Below are 24833 nucleotides of genomic sequence, written 5' to 3' on the forward strand. Positions count from 1 at the left end.
CAGATTTCCGGTTCGTAACAAAAGGTAATACGAGAAATTGAGGGTTTGGATACAATTTTATTAAAGAAACCTGATGATTCTTAATTCCGGCGGTTAACCACAACGATCTTGCGGCTGATGCAATTGCTTGTTTCGGCATTTGAATTGTCTTTTCCGGTAACTCCAAGGACGACAGAGTACGTACCTGTTTTATTCCAAGTATGCCGTGCATCGGAGCCATGGAAGCGGGAACCATCACCGAAATCCCAATAATAGTTCTGAATGGTTGTATTTTTAAGGTATGACTCTCGGCCTGTAAGTGTGGCTTCTGCACCTGCTGTTACTGTATCCGATACTGCAATGTAAGGCTGTTCAATTTTCTCCACGGTGAAATCATAACTGGCCTGGCTTACCATGACGTCTTTAGTGATCTTGTCAATGATATTCAGTTCTACATGGTATGTACCCGGCCGGGCAAAACAATGCTCTGCTTCAATAGCGTTTATTTTGGTGCCGTCGCCCAGGTTCCATTCATAGTCAAATGAAGCCGTGTCTACATCACCGCTGTTTGATTCATAAAAAACAAAACAGTAATCGTTTTCTTTCTGTTCAGGGCAGTTCGAGAAAGCCGGCAATGTCGAATACACGGCAAAAATATCAGCATTCCCCATGCGGTTTGAAACAAAATAAGCTGTATCGGAAGTCGGGTTAAATATCACGCCATAATCGTCAAAATTACTGTTAAACGGCACAGGGAGCCTGACAGGTTTCTGCCATTCGCCATTGTCCTGCCAGGTATAATAAATATCGAGATCATCCCCGTCTTTTAATCCCCTGGATGCAAAATAGAGTTTGCCGTTATTCATCAAATAGGGAAACACCTCGTTTTTGGCTGTATTGATATTCGGCCCCAGGTTCACCGGCTTGCTCCAATTACCTCCACGCTGGCTGCATGAATAGATATCATACCCTCCTTTTCCGCCTGGCATGTCTGAACAAAAGAATAACGTATTACCGTCCTCCGAAATGCACGGATATGCAGAATTATAGGCATTGCTGTTAAAATTCAGTGATGCTGTTCCGCCCCACCGGTTATTTACACTGCGGGCCGTGAATATTCCAAGCGTAGTATCTGTCCGTGCTTTGTTTTTATTACGCGTTGAGATATCCATGCTGCGGGTGAAATATATCGCCCGGTTATCCGCACTGAAACATGCAGGGCCTTCATACATGAAGGTTGTGAGTTCCTTTGCCAGTAATGAAGGATTTGAAAAGCCCCCGTTTTTCTTCTGTTCCGAAAAATAAAGATTCGTCAGGGGTTCCTGGTTGTAATCGGTATAGGTGGTCAGAAAATCGGTTCTGCGATCGGAGCAGAATACAAGTCCGTTCCTGAAAAAAGCGACTCCCAGTTCTTTTGCGCGGGAATTGAAATCAACCGGGGCAATTGTATAGTCGTTCTGTGCAAAGACCCTGCCCGATCCTGACAAAATAATAATCAATAATATAGTTGCTCTTCCAGTCATCAGAACACAGTAGGATTAGAAGATTTAATCCGGTAACCGAAATTATATTCAAGCGCTACTTCAAATGAATTGCGGTTGTAATTATTGATTTCACTCATGCCGTATTCATAAGCAACGCCCAGTTTAATCTGGTAATTGAGTTTTATATCCACAAGGGCTATAACTGCTTTGCTGCTTCTGTAAGAAGCCCCGATTTCAAACACATCCTTATAAAGTAATCCCATTCCGCCGTTTACAACAGCTTTATCTGCCTTATCATACATTACAAGGGCAGAAGGATGCACCTGCCAGTCCTGTGCCAGCGAAATTTTCAACCCCGTTGTAAGATAGTAGATGTAATTACTGAAGCTATGATAAGCAGTCACTTCGCCGTTACCCTCTGATTTATAATGCATCAGCAGGGGAACTGAAAGGCCTGCATAGAAATTTCGTGTATAATAATAGGCTCCCACACCAAAGTTCGGAAGAAGATAGCTGTTTGCATTCTGGCTGAACACAAGGTCATCACCCAGGTCAAGACCCTGTATTTTACCGGTGCCTATGCCCCCTTTGAGCCCGAGAGAAAGCTTGCCTGCGCCTACTTGCATCCGGTAAGCATAATTGAAATAAATTCCCGTAAAATTCCTTAAGCCGATACTTTCATTCATTACCAATAAACCCAGGGCCATGTGCGTGTTTTTGTAGGGCGCGTGAATTGCCGCAACATTAAATGAAGGAGCTCCTTCAAAGCCTACCCATTGCGACCTGTGTGAAAGTCCAATGCTCAGCATGTCGTGACTGCCTGTATAGGCAGGGTTAATGGCAAGGCCATTGAATGAGTAATGTCCGTAAAGAATGGCTTTTTCCTGGGCATTCAGCAACCCGGCAAGAGCCAGGCAAAAAAGTATGACGGATAAAATTCTCATTTACCACATAAGTTCAACAAATGACCTGTATTGCAAAATCTGCTCTTTACCGGCGACTTTAATTTCAACCACATAAAAATATGTGCCCTGGGGAAGTTTAATACCGTTCATGTTTTCCCCGCTCCAGGTATTATCTCCGGGTTCACAAATATCAACCCTGCAGTAATCATCAGATTCATATACGAGGACTCCCGCACTGTTAAAGACTTTTATTTTAATATTTTCAGCATGACGGGCTCCGATATCAAAATAATCATTTTTACCGTCGTGGTTCGGAGTGAAACCCTGTGGAATTTTAAGAGGAGAAACGGTGATCAAGAGGCTGTCAGATTCTGTAGGGCATATGCCGTTTGTAACCGTCCATTTGAGCTTTGCCTGATCCGATAAGTCACTGACAGCGGCATCAGGTCTTGTATCATTGTCAAACATGGCGGATCCAGTGAGAATACTCCATTTTCCCTCACCTACCGAAGGCGCGGATGCAGCAAGTTGTGTTTCATATACAAACGAAAGATCCTGATCAGGTCCTGCATCCGGTACCTGGGGATGCTCCCAGAAGGTCACATTCACATAATCCTGCGTCGAGCAATGCCAGTTTGATTCAGTCCAGGTGAACGTATTTTCCCCATAGTTGTCCGCTGTAACGACAGAGCCTGCCAGAGTATCATTTGTAAACGTACATCCGGTGCCTGTCCATAAGCCATGATAGGCTGGATTTGTTTTCACAGCAGACAGGCTGATTGTATTGCTGCAAATTTCAGCATCCTCCCCGGCATTGGCCACTGGAATTGCATAAACTGTTCCCGGACTGGCTGGTATGAATCCGGAAGCATCGGCCATACAGGAACTGTCATCTTCAACTGAAGTCATCACATATTCCGATGTCAGCGCAGGATGGAATGCAAGAGAATCCACCGGTCCGGCGATATCAATACCTGAAACCGTCTGCCCTGCCCCTGTGATGGAAACCGAGAAAGGCCCGTTTCCTGCAACATCAAATTTCACATAAAGTGCCGAGCCTGCACAAATTGTGTCAAAGGTTGCTTTAACATTAGCCACGGGCAGCGGGTTTATCCTTACCTCAACCGGATCACTTACATCCGTACATTCATGGTAAAACTGTCCGGAATAAACTGTTCTTCTGAAATACCTGGTTTCAGTAAGTGCCGTAGTTTGAAGATCTTTAGTAGTCGAAGGATTTATTGACAGCCAGTTCAGATTATCATTACTCGCTTCCCATGCATAAGCGTAAGTTCCGGGGCCGAATCCATTAGCCGGATCTGACCCTTTCAGCTGTATCGGGGAATTAAAGCAGGTATATTGTATAGCAGAGCCTGTCACGGCATTGTTCGAAATCAAAGGCCTGATAATAATATTGCGTGCGTTGCTTGTATCTATGCAGGCGTTATCATTCCCGGAGAAAACAATTCTGCGGTATGATATTGTATCGGTTAAGATTCCCGGTGTGTAACTGATCGAATCAGAAGTAAGTGCAATGGACTGCCAGGTTGTTCCGTTATCCGATTGCCACTGGTATGAATAGTTTCCGTCACCGCCGGCAGGTGTGGGAAGGACAATGCGTCCGGGAGCCGAATTCTCGCAAATTGAAGTATCTTCTGTGATAAAATCATTCAGGGTAATGGAAGAAATTACTTCAATTGTAACATGACTGCTTGTGTCGGAACACCATGCGGTTGAGTTGACGATCCTCCTGTAATGTGTTGTTACTGTAAGTGACGCCGGATCAAAAGATGATGAAGTGCCCGCGTTGTTCCATTCTGTCAGGTTGGTGCTTTGCTGCCAGATATAGCTATAGGTTCCATTGCCTCCTGTAAGTGGTGAAATATTCCCTTTTACAGGTTTTGCATCAAGGTTAAAACAGACCGTGTCGGTTCCGAGTATTGAATTATTAGCGATTGACGGGTAAACGAATACTTGCTGTGTGCGGCTTGTATCGCTTATTATTTCGAAAGTAACGGGGTTGTAGGAATTAACGATTCTTCTGTAATAGGTTGTCTGTGTAAGCGCTGCAGGCTGGAAAGACATCATTTCACCCGCACCGGCGGCTGCATTCCAGGTTACCTTATTTGTACTCTGCTGCCATGTATAGGTATAAGTTCCGTTACCTCCTTTAGGTTTGCTGGCAGTGATTAAAGCGGGTGTCTGATGACTGCAGATGGTATCAATTCCTCTTATGCTGTTAAAAAGAAAACCAGTTAACGGCATGACCAGGTTTTTTATCCTGAGTCCTTTTTGTCCCTGTGAACCGTATTGTGCAGCACTTAATGGTCCGCATGCAGCACCAATGGATCCGCCTGTGCTGTCGAGTACAACCAGTGGCGAACGGTTTCCGGAATACCAGAATACACCGCCACTGCCACTTCCGCCTGCGCCGTTGCACCAGGGTGTGGAGAGTGAACTTGAACTTCCGCTGCCTCCTTTAACCTGCATCCTGATGGCAGTACCTGTTACGTAATTTGCATCGAGCAAAATGGATCCGCCCGCGCCTCCACCTCCACCGCTGCCGTCGGTATTAAGAGGTGTACCGTTTTCGCCGTTTACCTTAATGTAAACATTGGTACCGCTTACAAGATTTTCGGTTATAATAATGGCGATACCTCCCCCGTTTCCTCCTCTTGAAGCAGTAGAACCGGCTTTATAGCTTCCGCTTCCCCCGCCTCCTCCGAAAATAACTTTAGGTTGCAGTCCGTCCATATACATTTCATAACAGGCCAAGCCTCCCATTCCTCCTTTTACCGACAAGGGTGATGTACAATAATTGGATTGCTGTCCGCCATCTCCCCCGCCAAGGTAGTTGCTTCCACCACCGCCACCCGAAAAGAGACCGCTGCCGGATCCTCCGCCATTAAGATTGAATGCTCTTCCACGGGTATAGGGCCACGAGACTGATATGATACCTTCACCTTTAAACCCGGCTCTTTTCAGATCGGTCGTACGGAAATATAACGTGTCCTTAACAACGGCGCTGATATCCAGACGGCATACCCCTTCGGGGTAAATATCCGAAGGCACTGCCCCACCCCTGAAGCCTTTACCGCTTGCATCAATAACACTGTTATCGGCGAGCTTAACCGTATCAATACCAAGTATTGCCAGGATGCCCCCGGTATTGCCATCCCAGGCTTTTGCCGTAAGCGTTCCTGTAACTGTAATGGTTTCCCCTTCAATGATCTTTACAGCCTGGATTTTTTCACCGGCATTATATTTATTATTGAAATCGTGCGTAAAATAAATGGTAGTATCTGCTCCCTTTACAATTTCGGCAACCTGCAGAATTTCGAATTTACCGGTGTTGCGCAAACTGTCTTTCAGCTGGGAAGAATTGGTTTCAAAACCGGGATTCGAAACCAGGGTGGCGCCGGTCATCTGGATAACGATTACTTTGTCGCCTTCAGTAAACTGGTCGAGTTGGCCCGGAGTCGTTTCCGAAACCTTAATTCCATTGGAAAATACAGTATTAACTTTAAGAAAATAGTTGGGACTTTCCCCTGTAAGGGTAATTTGCTGTGAGTAGCTTATCTGAAAAAGGCAAAAAATGCCTGATAGTATGAAAAAAAGCCTGCCCAAGTAAAAATGCCGGTTTGGTTTTATTAGTTCTGTTCAAATATAAAAAAATCTCCTTTTCAAGACTTTCTGATTTATCAACATAGTGCTGAAAACCAGATGCCATAGTGTTTAACCCTGCACTGATGGCCGGTATACCGGCAGTTCAATTGTAAATGTGGTGCCGTGGTTAACTTTTGTATTAAACGTAATGTTACCGCCAAAAGATTCAATTATACTTTTTACAATTGATAAACCCAATCCCATTCCGCTTGATTTGGTAGTAAAACTTGGAGTAAAAAGTTTATTCTGCAACTCATCGGGTATGCCCTTACCATTGTCGGTTATGCTGATCCTTACCATATTCCGGTTCTGAACCAGCGTGATCCCAATTTTCCCGTTCCGGTTATCGGGAATCGACTGGATGGCATTTTTTATTAGATTAATGAATACTCGTGAAAGTTGCTCTTTATCAGCATAGACAGGAATGTCACCGCTTTCATGTTCAAAAACGAAATCCACATTTTCGGTATTGGTAAACAGAGTCAGTGTTGAACGGATTGAATCTACAATATTTATTTCTTCACTGATCGCCTTGGGCATTTTTGCAAAATTGCTGAATTCGGAAGCAATGAATGAAAGATTGTCGATTTGCTCGATTAATGTCCGGGTTACTTTTTGCAGGTACTCATCAAAATTTTCCCGGCTGTCATTCCATGATCGCTGAAGATGCTGAACGCTCAACTTCATGGGTGTAAGAGGGTTTTTAATTTCATGTGCCACCTGTTTCGCCATTTCACGCCATGCACTCTCCCTTTCTGAACGCGCCAGCATTTCAACGCTTCGTGCCAGTTCCCTCACCATACGGTTATATTCATCCACCAGCCCGGCGATCTCATCCTGGCCGTTATAAATAATTTCTTCGTTTTTTCGACCCAGTTTGATCTGGCTGAATCTCTTCTGTATCATTCGTAACGGCCTTGTTATCTGGTCGGAGATAAATGCGGCCATTCCAATAGTAACCAGGATCAGCAGCACATAAACATTCACAATGGCCACAACCAGTGTTGTAATTTCATTTCTCAGAACGTTTTGCCGTGTGAAATAGGGCAGGTTAATGAATGCCAGCAGCTTGTTATTATGGGCACTCACAAAAGGTATATAAGCAGAAAGGTAATCCTGCCTCCCGATATTTTCCCTGTGGATGAATTCAGCCTGTTTACCTTTTACCATACGACTGTAGGCAACAGGATTCATTTTTTCACCCATCAGGCCCTGTTCATAAATCTGGGGTCGCGAAGTGGCCAGCAGGTTCCCCTCAGGATCGTAAAGATTGATATCGGAATAAAAAACATCTGAAAATTTAATCAGAAGCTGGTTCAGATCACCATAATTTTCATCTTTCCAGTCAGGTGGTATCCGTTGTGGAAAATAGGCAAGCAAATGATCCAGTTCAACATAAACCGATTGAATTTTTTCGCCAAGGATATCGTGCTGTTTTCTCTGGTACTGCTCTATGCTGAAATAAATTGTTCCTCCTCCCACGAGGAACAGTGAAAGAAATATAAGTGCGGTGATTGAAAGCTGAATTTTATTTTTAAAATTGAATTGTATTTCCTTTCCAAGCTTTGAAAAATCGCGCAACAGGATGAACAGCAGCACAAGGAAATAATAAACAATAAAAATATAGGAAAAGGATACAACCTGGTTGAAAAAGGATGGCGTTGGCTTGCTGACAATAACCACGTTGTCCTTGCTCAGATCACTTATGTAATGCTTATAGCCGCCGAATTCTTCAGGCCTGTTTTTGTATATATTCAGATCAAGGCTGTAATGAAACGTTCCTGACGTGGCCAGGAGCTGGTTTTTATAGTATTTGGCATAGGAATATTCGCTGAAAATGGTGTTCTCCTGGTAGCGTTTATCGATCAGAAGTTCAGGGAAACCCAGTGTTTCAGTAACCAACCTCGATTCGAGCTCAAGAAAAAGGGATATTTCCCGGGTGCTGTCGGGATTGAAGTATTTGAACCAGCCTACATAGTTGATCCTTCCGTTCTGGCTGTCGAGGAAATAGAAATTCGTGCGGGACAGGCGCATACTTTTCCCTTCACTGATGATCCTTCCGAAATATTCATAACAATTCAGTGTATCGGTTCCGTAAAGGTCTGTCATTGGCTCGCACGGCGTATAGAGCAGGCTGTACTTCCCCCAGAAACCGTTAAAGTAATTACTGAGCAGGTAATTGTGAATTTGTTCGTCGGTTGTGTTTGAGTTAAACAGGTAACGTGTAAGCGTTGCATCTTTTTCAAGCCTGTTATTGATATCGCCGAGAAGGTACTCAGCCACACCGTCATGCTGTGCTGAAAGATTTTCTCCCAGAACAGCCATATTGTTCATTGTTTTGCGACCGTCAAAATGGATGATGATATACACCGAATAAGCGGAGAAAAGAATCACCATGAACGTCATTGCCGTGTAATTGCCTAACGGAATATGCCTGTACTGCATCACGGCAAGACTCACAAAAATAATGACAAACGCCAGGCAGGAACCGGCATCTGGTATATACCCTGTCAACAAATATACGGCAAGAAACATCACTGAACCGGCAACCAGGAAAATAAGTATCAGCCGTTTAAACCGGCACCTTGCTTTGCATAGCATCAGCAGTTTGTTGGCAAGGAAAAGAATGCAGGCAAAATAAATGGCCATTATGATAAGGCCAATAAGGGTATAAATGCTGAGACCTGCAGCTTTATAGAATTCAAAGCTTATAGTGGAATTCAGGATCAGGTTAGAAATGATATAATGGCTGAAGATAAAAAAGCCGCTAAGAAACAGGATCATTAAAGAGATAGTGATCACACCCCTTAAATACCTGCCAAGATGTATTTTCTCACTGATCCGGTATGTAAGGTAGAATTCGACAACCACAAACAGGATGAGGATTGTATTGATAAACATTTCACCCAGAGAGGGAAGAAAGTCGGATTGTCCGAAAGGAATGGGAGAGAAAAGTTCCAGATCATACAAATCGGCCGGAAGATGATACCGGTATTGAATCCAACGGATGGCTGCAAAAAAAACAGGAAGCAGCAGGATGAGCATGTTTTTTATCCTTGACCTGTGAAAACCTTCTATAAAATGGTGAAGCAACATCAGAAGGCAGAACAAGGTAAGCAGAATAAGGATAGGAATCAGGTAATGTTCAACAGTGGCAAACCGCAGTTCATTCATGCTGAATCGCACTGAAAACAGGTATATGCCTTCCCAATCGACTATTGAATACGACCGTGGCTCAGGCTGGATAAGAAGCTGCGTTGAAGCGGGTAAATGCAGATCAGGCTGAAATCCATTATGCAGAAAATCATTCTCATAAGGGTAATGCGTTTTGATAAGGATCAGTCCATACGCACGAATTGAATCGGTTATATAGGGTTTTATAACGTACCAAGCGTTGGAAATCGAATCAAAATGCCGGTCGTTGAAATCATCATTTTTGAACCGGTTATAAGAAAGCGAGTTATCCGACCAATACCTGAGACTGTCGTCTTTAAAAGCCACCATCGAAATGCCTTCATTTCCGCCTATAGGAGTATCAAGCTGCCAGTTATTATCCTGGAGTTTCCGGTAAACTCTGTCGAGCTCTTCAAATTTCCGGTTCATTTCTTTTTGCAAGCGCCGGTGATCGCCTTCCCTGTAATGCCAGTTGTCGAGTAACAGGTCCGCCGATACGGTGAGAACAACCATAAAAAGAAACAGCAGAAAATATTTACTGGTATTCATATTTGCCTGTTTATTCGTGATGATAGGGTTCACCCCGGATAATAGTGAACGCCCTGTAAAGTTGTTCTATAAAGATCAGTCTGATGAGCTGATGTGAGAATGTCATCGCCGAAAGAGAAATTCTTTCCGGAACCCTGCTGTATACTTCGGCAGAAAATCCGTAAGGTCCTCCTATGATGAAAGCAAGGTTACGGGTGCCTTTATTCATCCCCAGCTGGATAAAACGTGCGAAACCGGCTGAATCCGTCTGTTTCCCTGAGACATCCAAAAGAACAGGAAAATCAACCTTCTCAAGTGCATCCAGGATCAGTCTGCCTTCCGATTCTTTTTGAATAATTTCAGTTTGTTTTTTTATGCGGGCATTAATGCAGATGGTTTCAAACCCGATATAATGTTTTAACCGGTTCTCAAACAGAACGATCCCTTCTTTTATATAGTTGTCCTGGGTATTACCGACACTTATCAAAGTGATCTTCATATTGGCCCGGAATTTGATAAATAACGTTAATTAAATTAAATAATTAAATTTGTTGTGCTTTTAGCACAAGCTTAATTCAAAATTACTTTTATATATTAAACATAAGCATGCTGAAATCCAATAGTTTCAAACATTCGTTAATCACAATATTCTTTCTGTTTGCTGCATTCGTGGCTTACGGGGCACCGGGTGACATTCCGCCGGCTGTACTTGATGCGTTGAAAACCGGCAATTCAGTGCAGCTGTCGAAATACTTTAATACAAGTATTGAACTGGCCATCCCGGGTAAGGAGGACATTTACAGCAATAAGCAGGCAGAACTTATAATCAGGGATTTCTTTGCAAAACATGTGCCATCGAATTTCTCAGTTCTGCATAAAGGGGGCAAGGAGGGATCACAATACGCCATCGGAAACCTGACCACATCGGCGGGTAATTTCAGGGTTACCATATTAATAAAACTTAAGGATGGCAGCCCTTTCATTCATCAATTGCGATTTGAAGAGGAAAATGCAGATTAACTATCTTGATAATTTCATAGATAATGCGCTTAACGAGGATATAGGCGACGGTGATCATACTTCCAGGGCCTGTATTCCTGCCGATGCCATTGGCAAGGCCCAGCTTCATGTAAAGGACCAGGGGGTGATTTCCGGCATTGATGTCGCCTGGCACATTCTCCGCAAGGTAGATAAAGACATTATATTCGAGAAATTCAAAAATGACGGCGACCTTGTTGCTCCTCCGGATATAGCTTTTATTGTTGAAGGAAAAATAAGGGCATTGCTCAAAGCGGAGCGCCTGGTTTTAAATGTGATGCAGCGTATGAGCGGCATTGCCACCACTACGCGTAAATACACTGACCGGTTGGAGGGCCTTAAAACTAAAATTCTTGACACTCGAAAAACCACGCCGGGAATGCGAATGCTGGAAAAACTGGCGGTGAAGACCGGTGGCGGGCAAAATCATCGGTTCGGACTATTTGATATGATCCTTATAAAAGACAATCACATTGACTTTGCAGGAGGAATAGCCGCCGCTATTGAGAGAACTCATGAATACCTGTCGGAGCATAAAAAGGATCTTAAAATTGAAATTGAAGCCAGAAGTCTTGAAGATGTAAGGATGATCATGGATAAGGGCGGAATCGACAGGATTATGCTTGATAATTTCTCAATTGATGATACCCGCATGGCCGTTCATCTCATCAATGGCAGGTTTGAAACCGAATCGTCAGGAGGAATAACATTTGATAACATAAGAGATTATGCTGCCTGCGGCGTGGATTATATTTCAGTGGGAGCTCTTACACATCATATAAAAAGCCTGGATCTCAGCCTGAAGGCACTTAATTACAAACCGGATGAATTCGGCCCTTCAAGACTATACCTTTAAAATTCTTAACAGAAGGTTTAAAGGCCTTACTGAAAGGATGAGGAAAGTACATTTTCCGGGAGGCGGAGGATTATCGGTTTATGAAGTCGTCACCCTGTATATAAAAGGTCTGATGAAAGGCTCACTGAATATCAGGGCTACTTCAATTGCCTTCCATTTTATGCTGGCGCTGGGACCGGCTGTGATTTTCCTTCTCGGGCTCATACCATACCTGCCTTTTACAAAGTTCCAGGTAGACCTTATGGATATTCTTCAGAATATCATACCGGATAACTCTTATGCGGTTTTTAATTCAATCCTTCACGAAATTTTTGACAAGCATCACGGCCTCCAGATTTTCGGTTTCCTTGTTACATTGTTTTTTATACAAAAGGGACTTAACGGCATCATTGAAGCTTTTAACGCCAGCTATCACACAACAGTAACCACCAGGTCATGGTTTGAACGCCGGCTAATTTCAGTGAGCCTGTTTTTCATATTTTTCATTCTCGGAACCATTGCCGCCATAATCCTGTTCATGAGCAATATGGCTATAAAAAACCTTTATGCTACAGGAGTGATAAAGGTACATGCCACGGTTGTAATTCTTTTTTTCGGGAAGTGGCTTGTTGTGTTGGCAATGACCTTCCTTGCCATATCATTTTTATACTTCATGGCACCGGCACACAAAGTGAAATGGCGATTATTTACACCGGGTTCCGCTTTTGCCACTCTTCTTTCGATTGTAACATCCATGATCGTTTCATATTTTATCAATCATTTTGCACCTTTTAACCGGTTCTTCGGATCGATAGGCACACTGATAGCCGTTATGTTATGGATGAATTTCAATGCAATAGCTTTGCTGGCCGGTTTCGAACTCAACGCCTGCATAAAAAACGCACAGTATAGCAAACTTGAACCATCAGTAATCTGAAGTGTTTCTATCCTGCATTGCAGTTCATAAATTGATCTCACACCAGGATATTTCATATGGATTACCACTCACTCGAAATTGATAACCTAGACGCTGATCCTATTGTTCAGTTCAGGTATTGGCTTAATGAAGCACTCAAATCAAATGCACCTGAACCAACGGCCATGGTACTTTCTACTTCCACACTGCAAGGGAGAATTTCTTCAAGGGTAGTGCTTTTAAAAGGAGTGGACAATATTGGCTTTACATTCTTTACTAACTACGAAAGCAAAAAAGCTGAGCATCTTTCAGCCAATCCCTCCGGCTCATTGCTTTTCTACTGGCCTACACTTGAGCGCCAGGTTCGCATTGAAGGGAAGATACTGAAGACCGCACCGCATGAATCCGATGAATATTTTATTACAAGACCTGAGGGAAGCAAGATCGGTGCATGGGCTTCACCTCAGAGCAGGAGGATACCCAACAGGGAATATCTTGAAAACCTGCAGAAAGATTATACAAGACTGTTCCGGTCGAGGGCCCTGGAACGCCCTGAAAACTGGGGCGGGTACAAACTGATCCCTGATCTCATGGAATTCTGGCAAAGCCGTGAAAACAGGCTTCACGATCGCTTCGAATATACCCGGAACGGAGGAATGTGGGAGGTGTACAGGCTGGCACCGTGATGACCCGGACTTCTTGTCTTTAATTGCCCCGGACTTTAGGCCGGGGAATAATGCCCCTCGTTCTGCCCTGTCAATGGCTTTAGCCATCTCCGTGAAACAGACGCTTTCCACAGAATATTCTTATGTATTACACTTCCCGGCCTGAAGGTCGGGGCAATTGACAACCATCTACCATCCATCATCCAGTATCCGCCATCCAGCATCCAGCATCCGGCATCAGTATCTACTCATTCTTCAGCTGCAGCAGCCTTTCCCTGATTGCCTTGATCTTTGTCTCAGCATCTGATTTTTTGCGGTTCTCAAGTTCAAGGACTTTTGGCGGGGCATTGCTGACAAACTTTTCATTAGTCAGTTTTTTCATAACCGATTCAAGAAAACCTTCCAGGTAAGCGAGTTCTTCTTCAAGCTTCTTAGTTTCCTGCTCACTGTCATGTAACTCACCCAGGGGAATGTAATACTCCGCACCGGCAGTTATAAAACTGGCGGCTCCTTCAGGTTTCTCACTGATAATTTTTACTTCTGAAAGATTTCCCAGTTTTATGATAACCGATTCGAAATCATTGTTGTAATCCACAGGTTTAATGCACAATACTAATTTCTGTTTTACAGGTATCTGTTTTTCAGTCCTCGTGTTCCTTATGAAGGTAACCACTTCCTTAACCTGTTCGAAAAGCCTGATCTTCGCCTTGTCGATTGGCTTTACCGAGGGCGCTTTTTCGTACATGATGCTGTAGCCCTGCGGCCTTTCTTTAAGCATATGCCAGATCTCTTCGGTAATGAAGGGAACAAAAGGATGGAGGATGCGAAGCAGAACCTCGAACATCTCAATTGTCGACTGATAGGTGCGCCTGTCAATAGGCTGCTGGTATTCCGGTTTTACGATTTCGAGGTACCAGGATGAGAATTCATCCCAGAAAAGCTTATAGGCAATCATCAGGGCTTCTGAGATCCGGTACTGTTCAAAAGACTCTTCAATTTCGCGTACTCCCTGCTTTAGTCTTTCATAAAACCAGACAATGGCTCTTTCAGAAGCATTGCCAGGCCTGTCGTCCGGTGCAACCTGCCACGATTTCACAAGACGGAAAGCATTCCACATTTTATTCGTGAAATTTCTGCCCTGTTCCGGTAGATTCTCATCAAAAAGCAGGTCATTTCCGGCACTTGAACAAAGCAACATTCCAACACGAACACCATCGGCACTGTACTTCTCAATCAGGTGAAGAGGATCGGGAGAATTACCAAGGGATTTTGACATTTTTCTCCTTTTTATATCCCTTACGATTCCGGTTAGATATACACTTTTGAAAGGTTTTTGTTTCCGGTATTCATAGCCTGACATGATCATCCGGGCCACCCAGAAAAAGAGGATGTCAGGTGCCGTGATCAGGTCATCGGTAGGATAATAATATTTGATATCGGCATTGTCAGGGTTTCTGATTCCGTCAAATACCGAAACAGGCCAAAGCCACGATGAAAACCATGTGTCAAGCACATCTTCATCCTGTCGAAGTTCGTCTGCCATAAGATCAGACCGGCCTGTTTTTGCCCTGGCAAGTTCAACTGCCTTTTCAACATTTTCAGCAACGACATAATCATTGCTTTCTCCTATATAATACGCCGGAATGCGCTGGCCCCACCACAGTTGCCTTGAAATGCACCAGTCTCTTACATTCTCCATCCAGTTACGGTATGAATTTTTGAATTTTGCAGGTGTAAGAACTATATCATCATTCATCACATGTTCAAGGGCGGGTTCAGCCAGTTTCTTCATTTTTAAGAACCACTGCAGTGAAAGCCTTGGCTCTATTACCGCATCGGTTCTTTCGGAATAACCAACTTTATTTACATATTCTTCGGTTTTCACAAGAAGTCCGTCCGACTCAAGTTTTGAAACCGCAAGTTCTCTTGCTTTAAAGCGGTCGACACCGGTGAAGAGTACTGCCTTTGCATTGAGCGTACCGTCTTCGTTGAATATGTCGATTACAGGTAAATTAAAGCGTATGCCGATTTCATAGTCGTTTATATCATGGGCCGGTGTAATTTTCAGGCATCCGGTTCCGAATTCCATATCCACATAACTGTCTTCAATTACAGGGACTACACGGTTAACCAGCGGCACAACAACCTTTTTACCTCTAAGGTGAGCATACCTGGGATCAACAGGATTCACGCAAACGGCAGTATCGCCCAGGATGGTTTCGGGACGGGTGGTAGCGATGGTTACGAACCCGTCTTCCCCCTCTATCTTATATTTTACAAAATACAATTTCGATTTCACTTCGCGGTAAATCACTTCCTCATCAGAAACCGCTGTATGTGCCTGCGGATCCCAGTTGACCATGCGGATTCCCCTGTAGATAAGTCCTTTGCTGAACAAATCAACAAAAACCTTAATTACACTTTCTGACATGTCATCGTCCATCGTGAACTTTGTACGATCCCAATCGCAGGAGGCACCCAGCTTTTTCAACTGCTCAAGGATGATGCTTCCGTGATTTTGCTTCCATTGCCAGGCGTGCTCAAGGAACTGGTCACGGGTAAGACTGCTCTTTTCGATACCTTCATTTTTAAGCTTGGCTACAACCCGGGCTTCTGTAGCTATGGATGCATGATCGGTTCCGGGCACCCAGCAGGCGTTCTTACCTTTCATCCGGGCACGCCGGATAAGGATATCCTGGATTGTGTTATTCAGCATGTGCCCCATATGAAGAACACCGGTTACATTAGGAGGCGGAATGACGATTGTATACGGAATGCGGTTGTCAGGAACCGATTTGAAAAATTTCTTATCCATCCAGTATTTGTACCACTTGTCTTCAACCTGTGCCGGATTATATTTGCTGGGAATTTCCATTAGTGATAATTAATTAAATGAATCCTGCAAAAATAGAACTTTTCGGATATTTAATCCTTTTCCGGAATAATCATGCAAATGGAATATTCATAAATCGATAATTTATATTTTCTTACTTTTTTAAATCATGTTTTATGAAAACCATTATTTTTGCAGGGAATGTAAAAAGATTACAATGAAAAAGATTTCCGTTATCCTGAGCCTGGTAACTTTGTTTGCTGCTTTGAGTTGTACACAAACATCCGATAAAACATCCGGATCAGCGGAAGCATCCATTCAGTTTGAAGAAACAGAGCATGATTTCGGAACCATTGCCTATAACGGAAACGGCAAGTATGAGTTTGTTTTTAAAAACACGGGCAGTGTTCCGCTAGTTTTAAAAAACGTACGTTCATCATGCGGTTGTACAGTTCCTGAATGGCCCAAAGAACCCGTTAAAAAGGGGGAAACAGCAAAAATAAAAGTAATTTACAATACCCGGATAAGCGGCACTTTCTCAAAATCGATATCCGTTTTTTCAAATGCCGGTGAAAAACCTGTTATTCTCACAATTAAAGGAAAAGTAGAACAGGCGGAAAAGAAAGACATGTCAGGCGCGCCTGCATTAGAATAGCCATATCTTTCGTTGCCTTTTTCCTTACCTTAAATACATCAATTATGCCCGATATATCCACACGTGGCCAGTTAATGCCAAATTCGCCGATCCGTAAATTGGTTCCTCTTGCTGAAGAAGCTGACAGGAGAGGTGTCAGGGTTTTGCGACTGAACATAGGTCAGCCTGATCTGCTTACATCGCCTAATGCACTTGAAGCAATACACTCGTTAAATGCAAAAGTAATTGAGTATGGTCATAGCGCAGGAAATGAATCGCTGCGACGCAAATTTGCCGAATTCTATAAAAAAATAGGTATCTCTCTGGACTATCGTGATATTTTAATTACAACCGGGGGATCGGAAGCCATAACGCTCACGCTGCTCACATGCCTGAATGCCGGAGATGAAATTATTGTACCCGAACCATTTTATGCGAACTATTTCAGTTTTGCCACCGCTGCCGATGTTAAGGTAATCCCCGTGATATCAAGTATTGAAAACGGATTTGCATTGCCTCCGATAAGTGAATTCGAAAAAAAGATTACCAAAAAAACAAGGGCAATTATTATCTGCAACCCGAATAACCCCACAGGGTATTTATATTCATGGGAGGAGCTGAACCAGATAAGGGACCTTGTTCTGAAGCACAACCTCTTTTTCATTTGTGATGAGGTATACAGGGAACTATGTTATGACGGTAATGCAATTAAATCCTCCATGCTTCTTGAAGGCATCGATGACCACCTGATCCTCATTGATTCGGTATCCAAGCGATACAGCGCAACAGGGCTGCGGGTCGGCCTTATGGCATCACGGAACCGGCAGCTTCTTGAAACAGCACTTAAATTCTGCCAGGCACGACTATGTCCTCCTAACATCGGACAGGTAGCCGCTGAGGCAGCGTTGGATTCTCCTCCTGAATACTCAGAATACATCTACAATTCATTTCTCGAAAGACGGAATTTTCTTGTAAAAGCACTCAATGAAATTCCCGGTGTTTACAGTCCCGTTCCGAAAGGCGCGTTTTATACAATGGCCAAGCTTCCGGTGGACGACGCTGAAAAATTTTCAATGTGGATGCTTCAGCACTTCGAACACAATAAGCAAACGGTAATGCTTGCGCCCGGATCAGGGTTTTATACAAGCCCCGGCAAAGGCAAAACTGAGGTGCGTATAGCCTATGTGCTGAATATTGATGACCTGAGAACCGCCATTGAATGCCTGAAGATCGGGTTGGAACAGTATCCCGGCAGAAGAATGTAGAGACGCACGGCCGTGCGTCTCAGTTTAAAGGTTTTATGGTTTGAACGTTTAATTTCCAAACAACAATATCTGTCCGTCAGGATCCACTGCCTTTATACCTGAGGGCTTGAAAATGATAACCTCTCCGGCTTCGTGGCGCGAAGTCATGTGAATTTTTATCCGGTCACTTATACCTGTAAACCGGTTAAATGCCGTTTCAGGAGTATTGTTTTCAGCCGAAAGATGGCTCAGAAACACGGTATGAAGTCGCTCTCCGCAATTATTTACAAGCAGTGTATAAGCCTGGTCATTTGATAAATGCCCGTGTTCAGAAGCAATTCTTCTTTTCAGCGGCCATGGGTATTTTCCTTCCCAGAGCATTTTTTCATCATAGTTTGTTTCGAGAAAGGCAACATGGCACATACTGAAATTCTGTATCACATTATCACAGGGATTGCCAATATCGGTGAATACTCCTGTATGCTGCCCGTTATATTCAACCCTGAATGAACAGGGATCCGCAGCATCATGCTGCTTGGTAAACGGATAAACCCGGAAGGCACCGATCGTAATTTCAGTTCCGGGTACAAAAAAACGCGGCGCATCAGGCCTGAGGTTATTGTAAAGCGCTTTGAAAGTTGCAGATGTAATATAAACAGGCACTTTTAGCTTTTTGCTCAATACACGTGCCCCGCATGTATGATCCGAATGTTCGTGGGTAATGAAGATAGCCTTTATCTTTAATGGGTCGAGGCCTTTGTGTTTCATCCGGGCAATTGTCTGGCGTGCGGATATTCCGGCATCAATAAGCAGGGCATCCTGGTTGTTGCCGATATAATAGCAGTTTCCGTTACTTCCCGAGGCTATCGCGCATACTGTAAGCATGCGGTAAAGTTAACTGAAATCGTTTGAAGTAGTTTGAAGAAGTTTGAAATTTGAATGAAGTTTGAAATCGCGTCAAACAGCGAAGCGTCAAACAGCGAAGCATCAAACAGCGAAGCGTCAAACCTCAAATCTTCACCAGAATAATCTTATTATTAAATGTCTGCACGATCTGGGTAAAGGCGCCTTTCAGGTTGTAGTATTCTGCAGGTTGGTATATCGCCTTCTTAAAAGTATACGAACCATTCACAATAATTTTATCTCCACTGGTTTCTACTTTGTAAGTAATGGCGGTAACCGGAGTGTCTTCATTAATTTCTTTAGGAACTTCTGCCAGCTTATAACCCTGTGGAATGTCAATAACGGAATGTAGAAGGTTGGTCTCTGCATAAACCATATCTACCGGGTAATTCCTGTAATTCAGTTTAAGCGGATTTTCACCGGGAACCAGCCCGGGAAAGGGTGTCACCAGCAGTTTGTCGCCAACCGTTTCAACTGAGGTAGCCGCTTTATAGTCAAGAAGGAAAGGTTTTAAACATTCCTTTTCATTTCGGGCAATGACATGACTTTTCATTACAACTTCTTCATTAAAAAGGTCCTTTTCAAAATCCATATGGTCATCCGTGTAATCCGAACGGTAGTCAAGGGCTTTATGTCCCGTTGCAGTGATATGAAAATCAGTTGTAGCCGAATCCACAGCCGGAGTCAGAACGATATGAAGTGAATCGGTCTCCGATGAAATATTCTGATCGATCAGAGGAATCCACTCGATCTTATCTTTATTTACAATAAGCCCCTTTTCATTGATGCATCTTGCGGGAAGCATGCCGAACGGACTAAGCGGTTCGGTGGCATCAAGGAGCACCGGTTTATTATCAATCATAGCCATTGCCACAACATAATTGAGAAACTGCTGGAAGGGAAAGTCCACCGGCACTTTCCCGTTTCCCCGCGTGCTCAGTATCACAGGATAGGTCTGCACTCCCGCCGCATTTAGCACAGCAATCAGGAAAAGATTAATGGAAGCGCAATTACCGGTTTTTGTTTTCAGAAAATCCTTTGCGGTTTGACCTGTAAATTTCGAACTGGCACCATCCCAGTTAAAATTAGCCTTAACATAATCGGTTATTGCCTCTGCTTTCTCCTGTGGTGATTTTGAATCAAGGTTCATAGTTGAAAGGATGTCACCGGCATTACGTGACACTGCTTTCATAAAAAGTCCAAAATCAGCATCCTTCAGCAGCTTTTCATTGAGCAGCGGCCAGGTGGTTATATAATCGACATTGGCTCCATTAGGGTGGTGAACGACTGCCAGCTGAAAATCGATCTTCATCAGGTAGTCATTTATCGAAGTGATAAAGGATTCATCCCTGAAGGCCGGAATGTTTTTCATCCCGAAGGTGTAATTGTTATCGGCGAATTCCATACCGGCATAATTTCGCTTCATGACTGTGGGGGCAACGGTGAAAACATCAAACTTTTTAGCCCCCTGGAAGATATAACAGTATTCATAAAAAGGAATCATACCGACAGTATATTCACTGTAAACAGTGGGAATGCCGCGTTGGAATTCCCAGTCGCGAAGGTTTGTAAAATAGGGAGAGATCACTTTGTATTTGTACTCGATAACCGAGCCCTCCTTCACATCGGGCATTTCAAATTTTTTCACCATCCAGTGATCATTCACCTTTTCATCATAAACGGATTTATTGCTAAGTCCTGTTTTTTGTAAACCGGTGGCGCCAAAATTGAAGGTGTACCCTTCAATGTCAAAAACTTTTTCAAGCTGAGTAGTTTCAATGTAATAGGGAATTTCAACAGTGGCATATTTCAGTCCTGCTTTAGAAAATATTTTTATTTTGGTCGTGCGCTCAAAAATGATCTGGAAGCCGTTATCCGAATCATAGAAAAAGGTTTTGCCAAAATCATACAGTACAACTGCCTCTGCCTTGTCATCATGGGCATAGGAAGTCATTGAAAGCTGTTCCGGTTTTACAGTGCCGAATTCATCACGTACCTGTGCGATAAGTGCTGCATTTATAAGTGTCAGAAACAGGATCAGAATAATGGGTGACTTTTTCATTGAAACAGGATTTTTTGTTTTTCCTCAGAGCGGACAGTGCTTATGAAATTATAGAAGTCATTATACTCCTGAATGGACACTTCTATAGGGTATAATTCGAATTCACGATACAACACCAGGGAGTTGCCATCATTAACAAACGAGGTTTTGTAGTATCCGAATTTATTTCTGATCTCTTTGTCAGCCGGGAACGACGTTACTTTTTTTCCCTGCGGAATATAATAAACAAGTGTATCAAACCGGCTTACAGGATATGGGAGCTGAAGCGGTAGTTTTCTGATTCTTGGGGATTCAAAGGATTCGATTTCAAGAGGCAGATAGGAAAAATAAAATTCCTGTCCCACAGCATGCGTTTGATCAGGGATGGTAACCGAGGCCATCAGGGATATGGTGGACGCATCTCTTCCTTTGCGCATTACCTGCCATTTAATCAGGTCAAAATCATTGAAAGGCATGAGCCTGTGAATAATCCTGTTCTGATCATTTGAATTATAATCGCGTATCAGGGAGCAATAGGTTTCAAATGCCGGTCCTTTGATTTCCGAATAATAAGAAACAGTCGTGCGGTCACCCGGATTCAGAAAAAAGTTAATTCTACTTGAATTCCTTACATCCTCTGGCTTTAATGCAGGCGTACTGATAAGGTGGCTTTCATTCTCATCCACAAGCAGACCATACCGGTTGTGTGTAAATGATCCCAGGTACCCGCAGGGGAGACTGGCAGAAGTGTTTTCCAACCACATGGTATCACTTTGAAGAGGAACGGCAAGGATAACATGGTTAAACTGCTGAAAAGGAGTGGTATTAAAAACCGGGGTTATAGTTGTACCAGCGTTTACAAGCATATAATATGATTCGATCCCGAATGCTTTCAGCAAGGCTTTCATATAAATTGTAAGGGCTTTGCAATCACCGTACTTATTCTGAACCACATATGATGCGGGATAAGGCACCAGGCCGCCGACACCGATATCCACATTGACATAATGCGTGTTGTCCTGCATGTAATGATAGAGGTAGCTAATTATCTGATCCGGCTCCTTTATATCGCCCATCTGCACTTTAAGCCTGGCAACCTCTTCCGGAGGCAACACATCAAGACCCTTTATAAGCCGGCATTGCCATTTTCCGAAAGAATCCCAGCTATCCATAGATCCATCGGTAACATAACGGAAATTAACCGGTATGATTCTTACAACCGGTAAAAATGTAAAGGGATGAGGGCTGTACATTTCATCGCGGTAATGACCGTCATAGGAAGCATTCCAGCTTCGGGTGATCATGCCGTTTGCTGATGAGATTGAAGGAGGGTCAATGTCGTTCTGCAGTATGCTCAGCTTATAATCTTCAGGGACTGATACATTCAAAACTGCTGTATGTGTGGGAACTTCAAGACCCAGTACAGGGCACCAGCTCCGTATTGAATAAAACTCCCTGAACGATTTCTGGTAGGTGTAGCATATCCGGTAAGGATATTCATTGTGTTTCAGAACAAATTTCAAATCATAATCATCGGTATAAAACATCGATGAATAATAATTTGATTCTGTTATCTCCTTGTTTTTCAGATACCGGATTACATTACCATTCGCGTCCTCAATCCACGCAGTCAGATTGGTCACCGGGTTGCTTTTGCCCGAGTTCAGTGTGATTTCACAGTATTTTTCACCGCTCCGGTTATTGATTTGAATGATGATGCTGTCGGTTTGCGACAGCCTGTTATTCGACACCTGTGACCTTGAAACAAATTTTAGAACCTCACAATTGGGATCATCCGCATGGACAAGATGGAATGGAAACAATGCCAAAATTGAGACCAACAGCAGATCATATGCTCGTAAGCACTGGAACAAAAGGATTTTGTAATGGGGTTATATTCAAATATACTGAATTCGGGCCTGATTGGTTTCAGTATATATCAACTTTCATGTTGCAGATAAATAAAAAGCAGACAGGACTTTTTGAAATCCTCCCGGATTATGTTTCCATGGTGTGTGACCGCAATGTGGAATTACTGATGTTGTTGCATACGGAAAGCGGTGCAGGACATAATGTTTGCTGTTGCCATAGGCATCCGATTCACCGAATGTAATGATTACGGGGCACGAAAGGTTAATCCGGTCAGGCAGTGGTTTTGCCTTGCGTATTTCTTTCCTTGTATTAAAACCGGAAACCGGGGTAATCTTTTTTAATTTTTCCTCATCAGGTGGTTCCACATTATAACCCTTATGATAGTTGATGATGATCTGCCTGAACAGCCTGCTGTAAGCCGATTTATTTCCCATATAACCAAGAACCGTGTTAACAGCCATTCCGAGCCATTCCCAAAGTGTCGACCGGTTGTAATTGTACCTGAAAATCTCTTTTTCGGTTTCTTCCCATTGGCTTCCTGTACCGGATGCCGGACTACATAAAAATAAGCTCAGCAATTTTTCAGGATATCGCGATGCATAAAGCTGCGCATATAAACCGCCCCATGAATGACCGAACAGGTGAAACTTTGCCATTCTGAAATAATCTGCCAGATGATTTATATCTGCGATATAGTCTTCCATTCTATAGCCAATTTCCTTTAGATCGGTACCTATTCCCCTTTGTTCAAAATTGATAACCTGGAAATGCCGGCTCAGCCACCCGGCCAGTTCTGTCATTTCATCAGGAACGCCCGGTCCTCCGTGTAAAAGGATAATATTTTCCTTTCCCGGATTTGGATAACGGGTTACCTTAAGGGTTACCCCGTGGGCCGGAACAGAAAGTATCTCGGGAGGAGTATTCATTCGAAATCGTCGTATAACAGGTATTTTTTACGCATTTTCTTGAAGGCAGCAATATCTTTTTCCCAGCTTTGCCTGATCTGTAATTCGGGTAACCCTGAAACAACCTGCCTCTTCAGATTATCACTGCCGGCCAGTTTTGAAATGTAGGGAATGAAAAAAGAACTTCCGGTATTCATAGCATGAAAAACCCGGATAAGCCACTGAAGGTTTATTTTATTCTGATTTTCAAGATCGGCTACCTTTAATGATCGCAGGTCGATTCCGAAACAGGTTTTATTTACAAACAGGGGATTTGAATTTGCAGCATTCACCTTCGGAATAAAAGAAAACGAGTGATCAGGATAATCGGGGTGACCGATCACACGGAACGGGTAATCCGTGCCTCTGCCCAGGCTCATTACAGTTCCTTCAAACAGGCAAACCGAAGGGTAAAGGTAGACCGCTTCCATAGAATTCAGGTTGGGCGAAGGAAAAACGGGTAAGGTATAGCGTGAGCGGTGATCATAACCGGTACAGGGAATTACCGTTAAATTGCACTTCACATGGTTGCTGAGCCATCCTTCAGAATTGATCATTTGTGCCAGTTCACCGGGGGTCATGCCATATACTACCGGGATCGGGTGCATCCCTACAAATGAGCGGAATGCCGTGTCAAGTACCGGTCCGTCGACATAAAATCCAAGCGGGTCAGGCCTGTCGAGTATGATTATCGGTATACCTGATTCGGCGCAGGCTTCAAGAACATAATGCATGGTTGAAATATAGGTGTAGAACCTCACTCCTACGTCCTGAATATCGTAAATGACAAGATCTGTTCCTTTTAAATCAGCTTTGGAAGGCTTATATGATTGTCCGTAAAGGCTGACAACCGGTATGCCGGTAAGCGGGTCCTTGGCATCTTTAACGGCATCTCCGGCCCCGGCATTTCCCCGGAATCCGTGTTCGGGTGAGAAAATTTTTACTATGTGCACCCCCCTGCGGGTGAGTGAATCCACAAGGTGGGTTCTGCCAATAATTGTGGTATGATTGGCAACAAGCGCCACTGATTTACCTTTCAGAAGCGGAATATAGATTTCGGTGCGGTCGGCACCGGTTTTAACTTTCGCTGAAATTACAGTACTGCCCTGGCAGGAAGAAACAAGGATAAAAAGACCAAGAACGAGACCGGTTACTTTCATAGAATATGAACG

General features: G+C 43.5%; 17 protein-coding genes. 6 read left to right on the plus strand and 11 right to left on the minus strand.

The features are described from left to right. Positions 1-80: 80 nt before the first annotated feature. From VK179_04860 to VK179_04880, 5 genes are all read right to left on the minus strand, one after another. Complete coding sequence (locus tag VK179_04860) at positions 81-1502, minus strand: PKD domain-containing protein (protein HLO58048.1); 1422 nt, start codon at positions 1500-1502, stop codon at positions 81-83. Further along, positions 1502-2407 carry a PorP/SprF family type IX secretion system membrane protein gene (locus tag VK179_04865; GenBank protein ID HLO58049.1) on the minus strand — a complete coding sequence of 302 codons (906 nt, stop codon included), beginning with the start codon at positions 2405-2407 and terminating at the stop codon, positions 1502-1504. The genes VK179_04860 and VK179_04865 overlap by 1 nt, the downstream gene beginning before the upstream one ends. Beyond that, positions 2408-5995, minus strand: a complete 3588-nt coding sequence (locus VK179_04870) for a gliding motility-associated C-terminal domain-containing protein (protein HLO58050.1) — start codon at positions 5993-5995, stop codon at positions 2408-2410. Positions 5996-6103: 108 nt separating this feature from the next. Continuing rightward, positions 6104-9757, minus strand: coding sequence for an ATP-binding protein (locus VK179_04875; protein HLO58051.1), 3654 nt, complete (start codon positions 9755-9757; stop codon positions 6104-6106). 10 nt (positions 9758-9767) lie between these two features. Then, positions 9768-10235 (minus strand): 23S rRNA (pseudouridine(1915)-N(3))-methyltransferase RlmH, encoded by a 468-nt coding sequence (locus tag VK179_04880; protein ID HLO58052.1) that lies wholly within the window; start codon positions 10233-10235, stop codon positions 9768-9770. Positions 10236-10342: 107 nt separating this feature from the next. Between VK179_04880 and VK179_04885 the strand changes: the two genes are divergently transcribed. From VK179_04885 to pdxH, 4 genes are read left to right on the plus strand one after another with little or no spacing between them, the layout of a single operon-like run. Continuing rightward, on the plus strand, positions 10343-10756 hold the full coding sequence (locus VK179_04885; protein ID HLO58053.1) for a DUF4783 domain-containing protein: 414 nt from the start codon (positions 10343-10345) through the stop codon (positions 10754-10756). Then, complete coding sequence (nadC, locus tag VK179_04890; GenBank protein HLO58054.1) at positions 10704-11630, plus strand: carboxylating nicotinate-nucleotide diphosphorylase; 927 nt, start codon at positions 10704-10706, stop codon at positions 11628-11630. The genes VK179_04885 and nadC overlap by 53 nt, the downstream gene beginning before the upstream one ends. Further along, complete coding sequence (locus VK179_04895) at positions 11599-12546, plus strand: YihY/virulence factor BrkB family protein (protein HLO58055.1); 948 nt, start codon at positions 11599-11601, stop codon at positions 12544-12546. Before nadC ends, VK179_04895 begins: the two co-directional genes overlap by 32 nt. A gap of 56 nt (positions 12547-12602) precedes the next feature. Further along, the gene (gene pdxH / locus VK179_04900; protein ID HLO58056.1) at positions 12603-13211 is read left to right on the plus strand and encodes a pyridoxamine 5'-phosphate oxidase; all 609 of its coding nucleotides are present in this window, start codon (positions 12603-12605) and stop codon (positions 13209-13211) included. A 223-nt stretch (positions 13212-13434) separates the two neighbouring features. Here the strand turns inward: pdxH and VK179_04905 are convergent, their stop codons facing one another. Next, complete coding sequence (locus VK179_04905; GenBank protein ID HLO58057.1) at positions 13435-16065, minus strand: valine--tRNA ligase; 2631 nt, start codon at positions 16063-16065, stop codon at positions 13435-13437. Between the two features lie 175 nt (positions 16066-16240). Between VK179_04905 and VK179_04910 the strand changes: the two genes are divergently transcribed. Together VK179_04910 and VK179_04915 are read left to right on the plus strand one after the other, a co-directional pair. Beyond that, complete coding sequence (locus VK179_04910; protein ID HLO58058.1) at positions 16241-16678, plus strand: DUF1573 domain-containing protein; 438 nt, start codon at positions 16241-16243, stop codon at positions 16676-16678. Between the two features lie 44 nt (positions 16679-16722). Further along, positions 16723-17922, plus strand: a complete 1200-nt coding sequence (locus tag VK179_04915; protein ID HLO58059.1) for a pyridoxal phosphate-dependent aminotransferase — start codon at positions 16723-16725, stop codon at positions 17920-17922. 48 nt (positions 17923-17970) lie between these two features. On the opposite strand, the gene VK179_04920 is transcribed toward VK179_04915, so the two are convergent. The 5 genes from VK179_04920 to VK179_04940 form a co-directional block, all read right to left on the minus strand. After that, on the minus strand, positions 17971-18786 hold the full coding sequence (locus VK179_04920; GenBank protein HLO58060.1) for an MBL fold metallo-hydrolase: 816 nt from the start codon (positions 18784-18786) through the stop codon (positions 17971-17973). 124 nt (positions 18787-18910) lie between these two features. After that, the gene (locus tag VK179_04925) at positions 18911-20866 is read right to left on the minus strand and encodes a transglutaminase domain-containing protein (GenBank protein ID HLO58061.1); all 1956 of its coding nucleotides are present in this window, start codon (positions 20864-20866) and stop codon (positions 18911-18913) included. Then, on the minus strand, positions 20863-22668 hold the full coding sequence (locus tag VK179_04930) for a DUF3857 domain-containing protein (protein ID HLO58062.1): 1806 nt from the start codon (positions 22666-22668) through the stop codon (positions 20863-20865). Before VK179_04930 ends, VK179_04925 begins: the two co-directional genes overlap by 4 nt. A 123-nt stretch (positions 22669-22791) precedes the next feature. Next, positions 22792-23643, minus strand: coding sequence for an alpha/beta hydrolase (locus VK179_04935; protein HLO58063.1), 852 nt, complete (start codon positions 23641-23643; stop codon positions 22792-22794). Continuing rightward, complete coding sequence (locus tag VK179_04940) at positions 23640-24821, minus strand: DUF1343 domain-containing protein (GenBank protein HLO58064.1); 1182 nt, start codon at positions 24819-24821, stop codon at positions 23640-23642. The genes VK179_04935 and VK179_04940 overlap by 4 nt, the downstream gene beginning before the upstream one ends. Positions 24822-24833: the final 12 nt, after the last annotated feature.

Source organism: Bacteroidales bacterium, assembly GCA_035299085.1.
GTDB lineage: Bacteria > Bacteroidota > Bacteroidia > Bacteroidales > UBA10428 > UBA5072.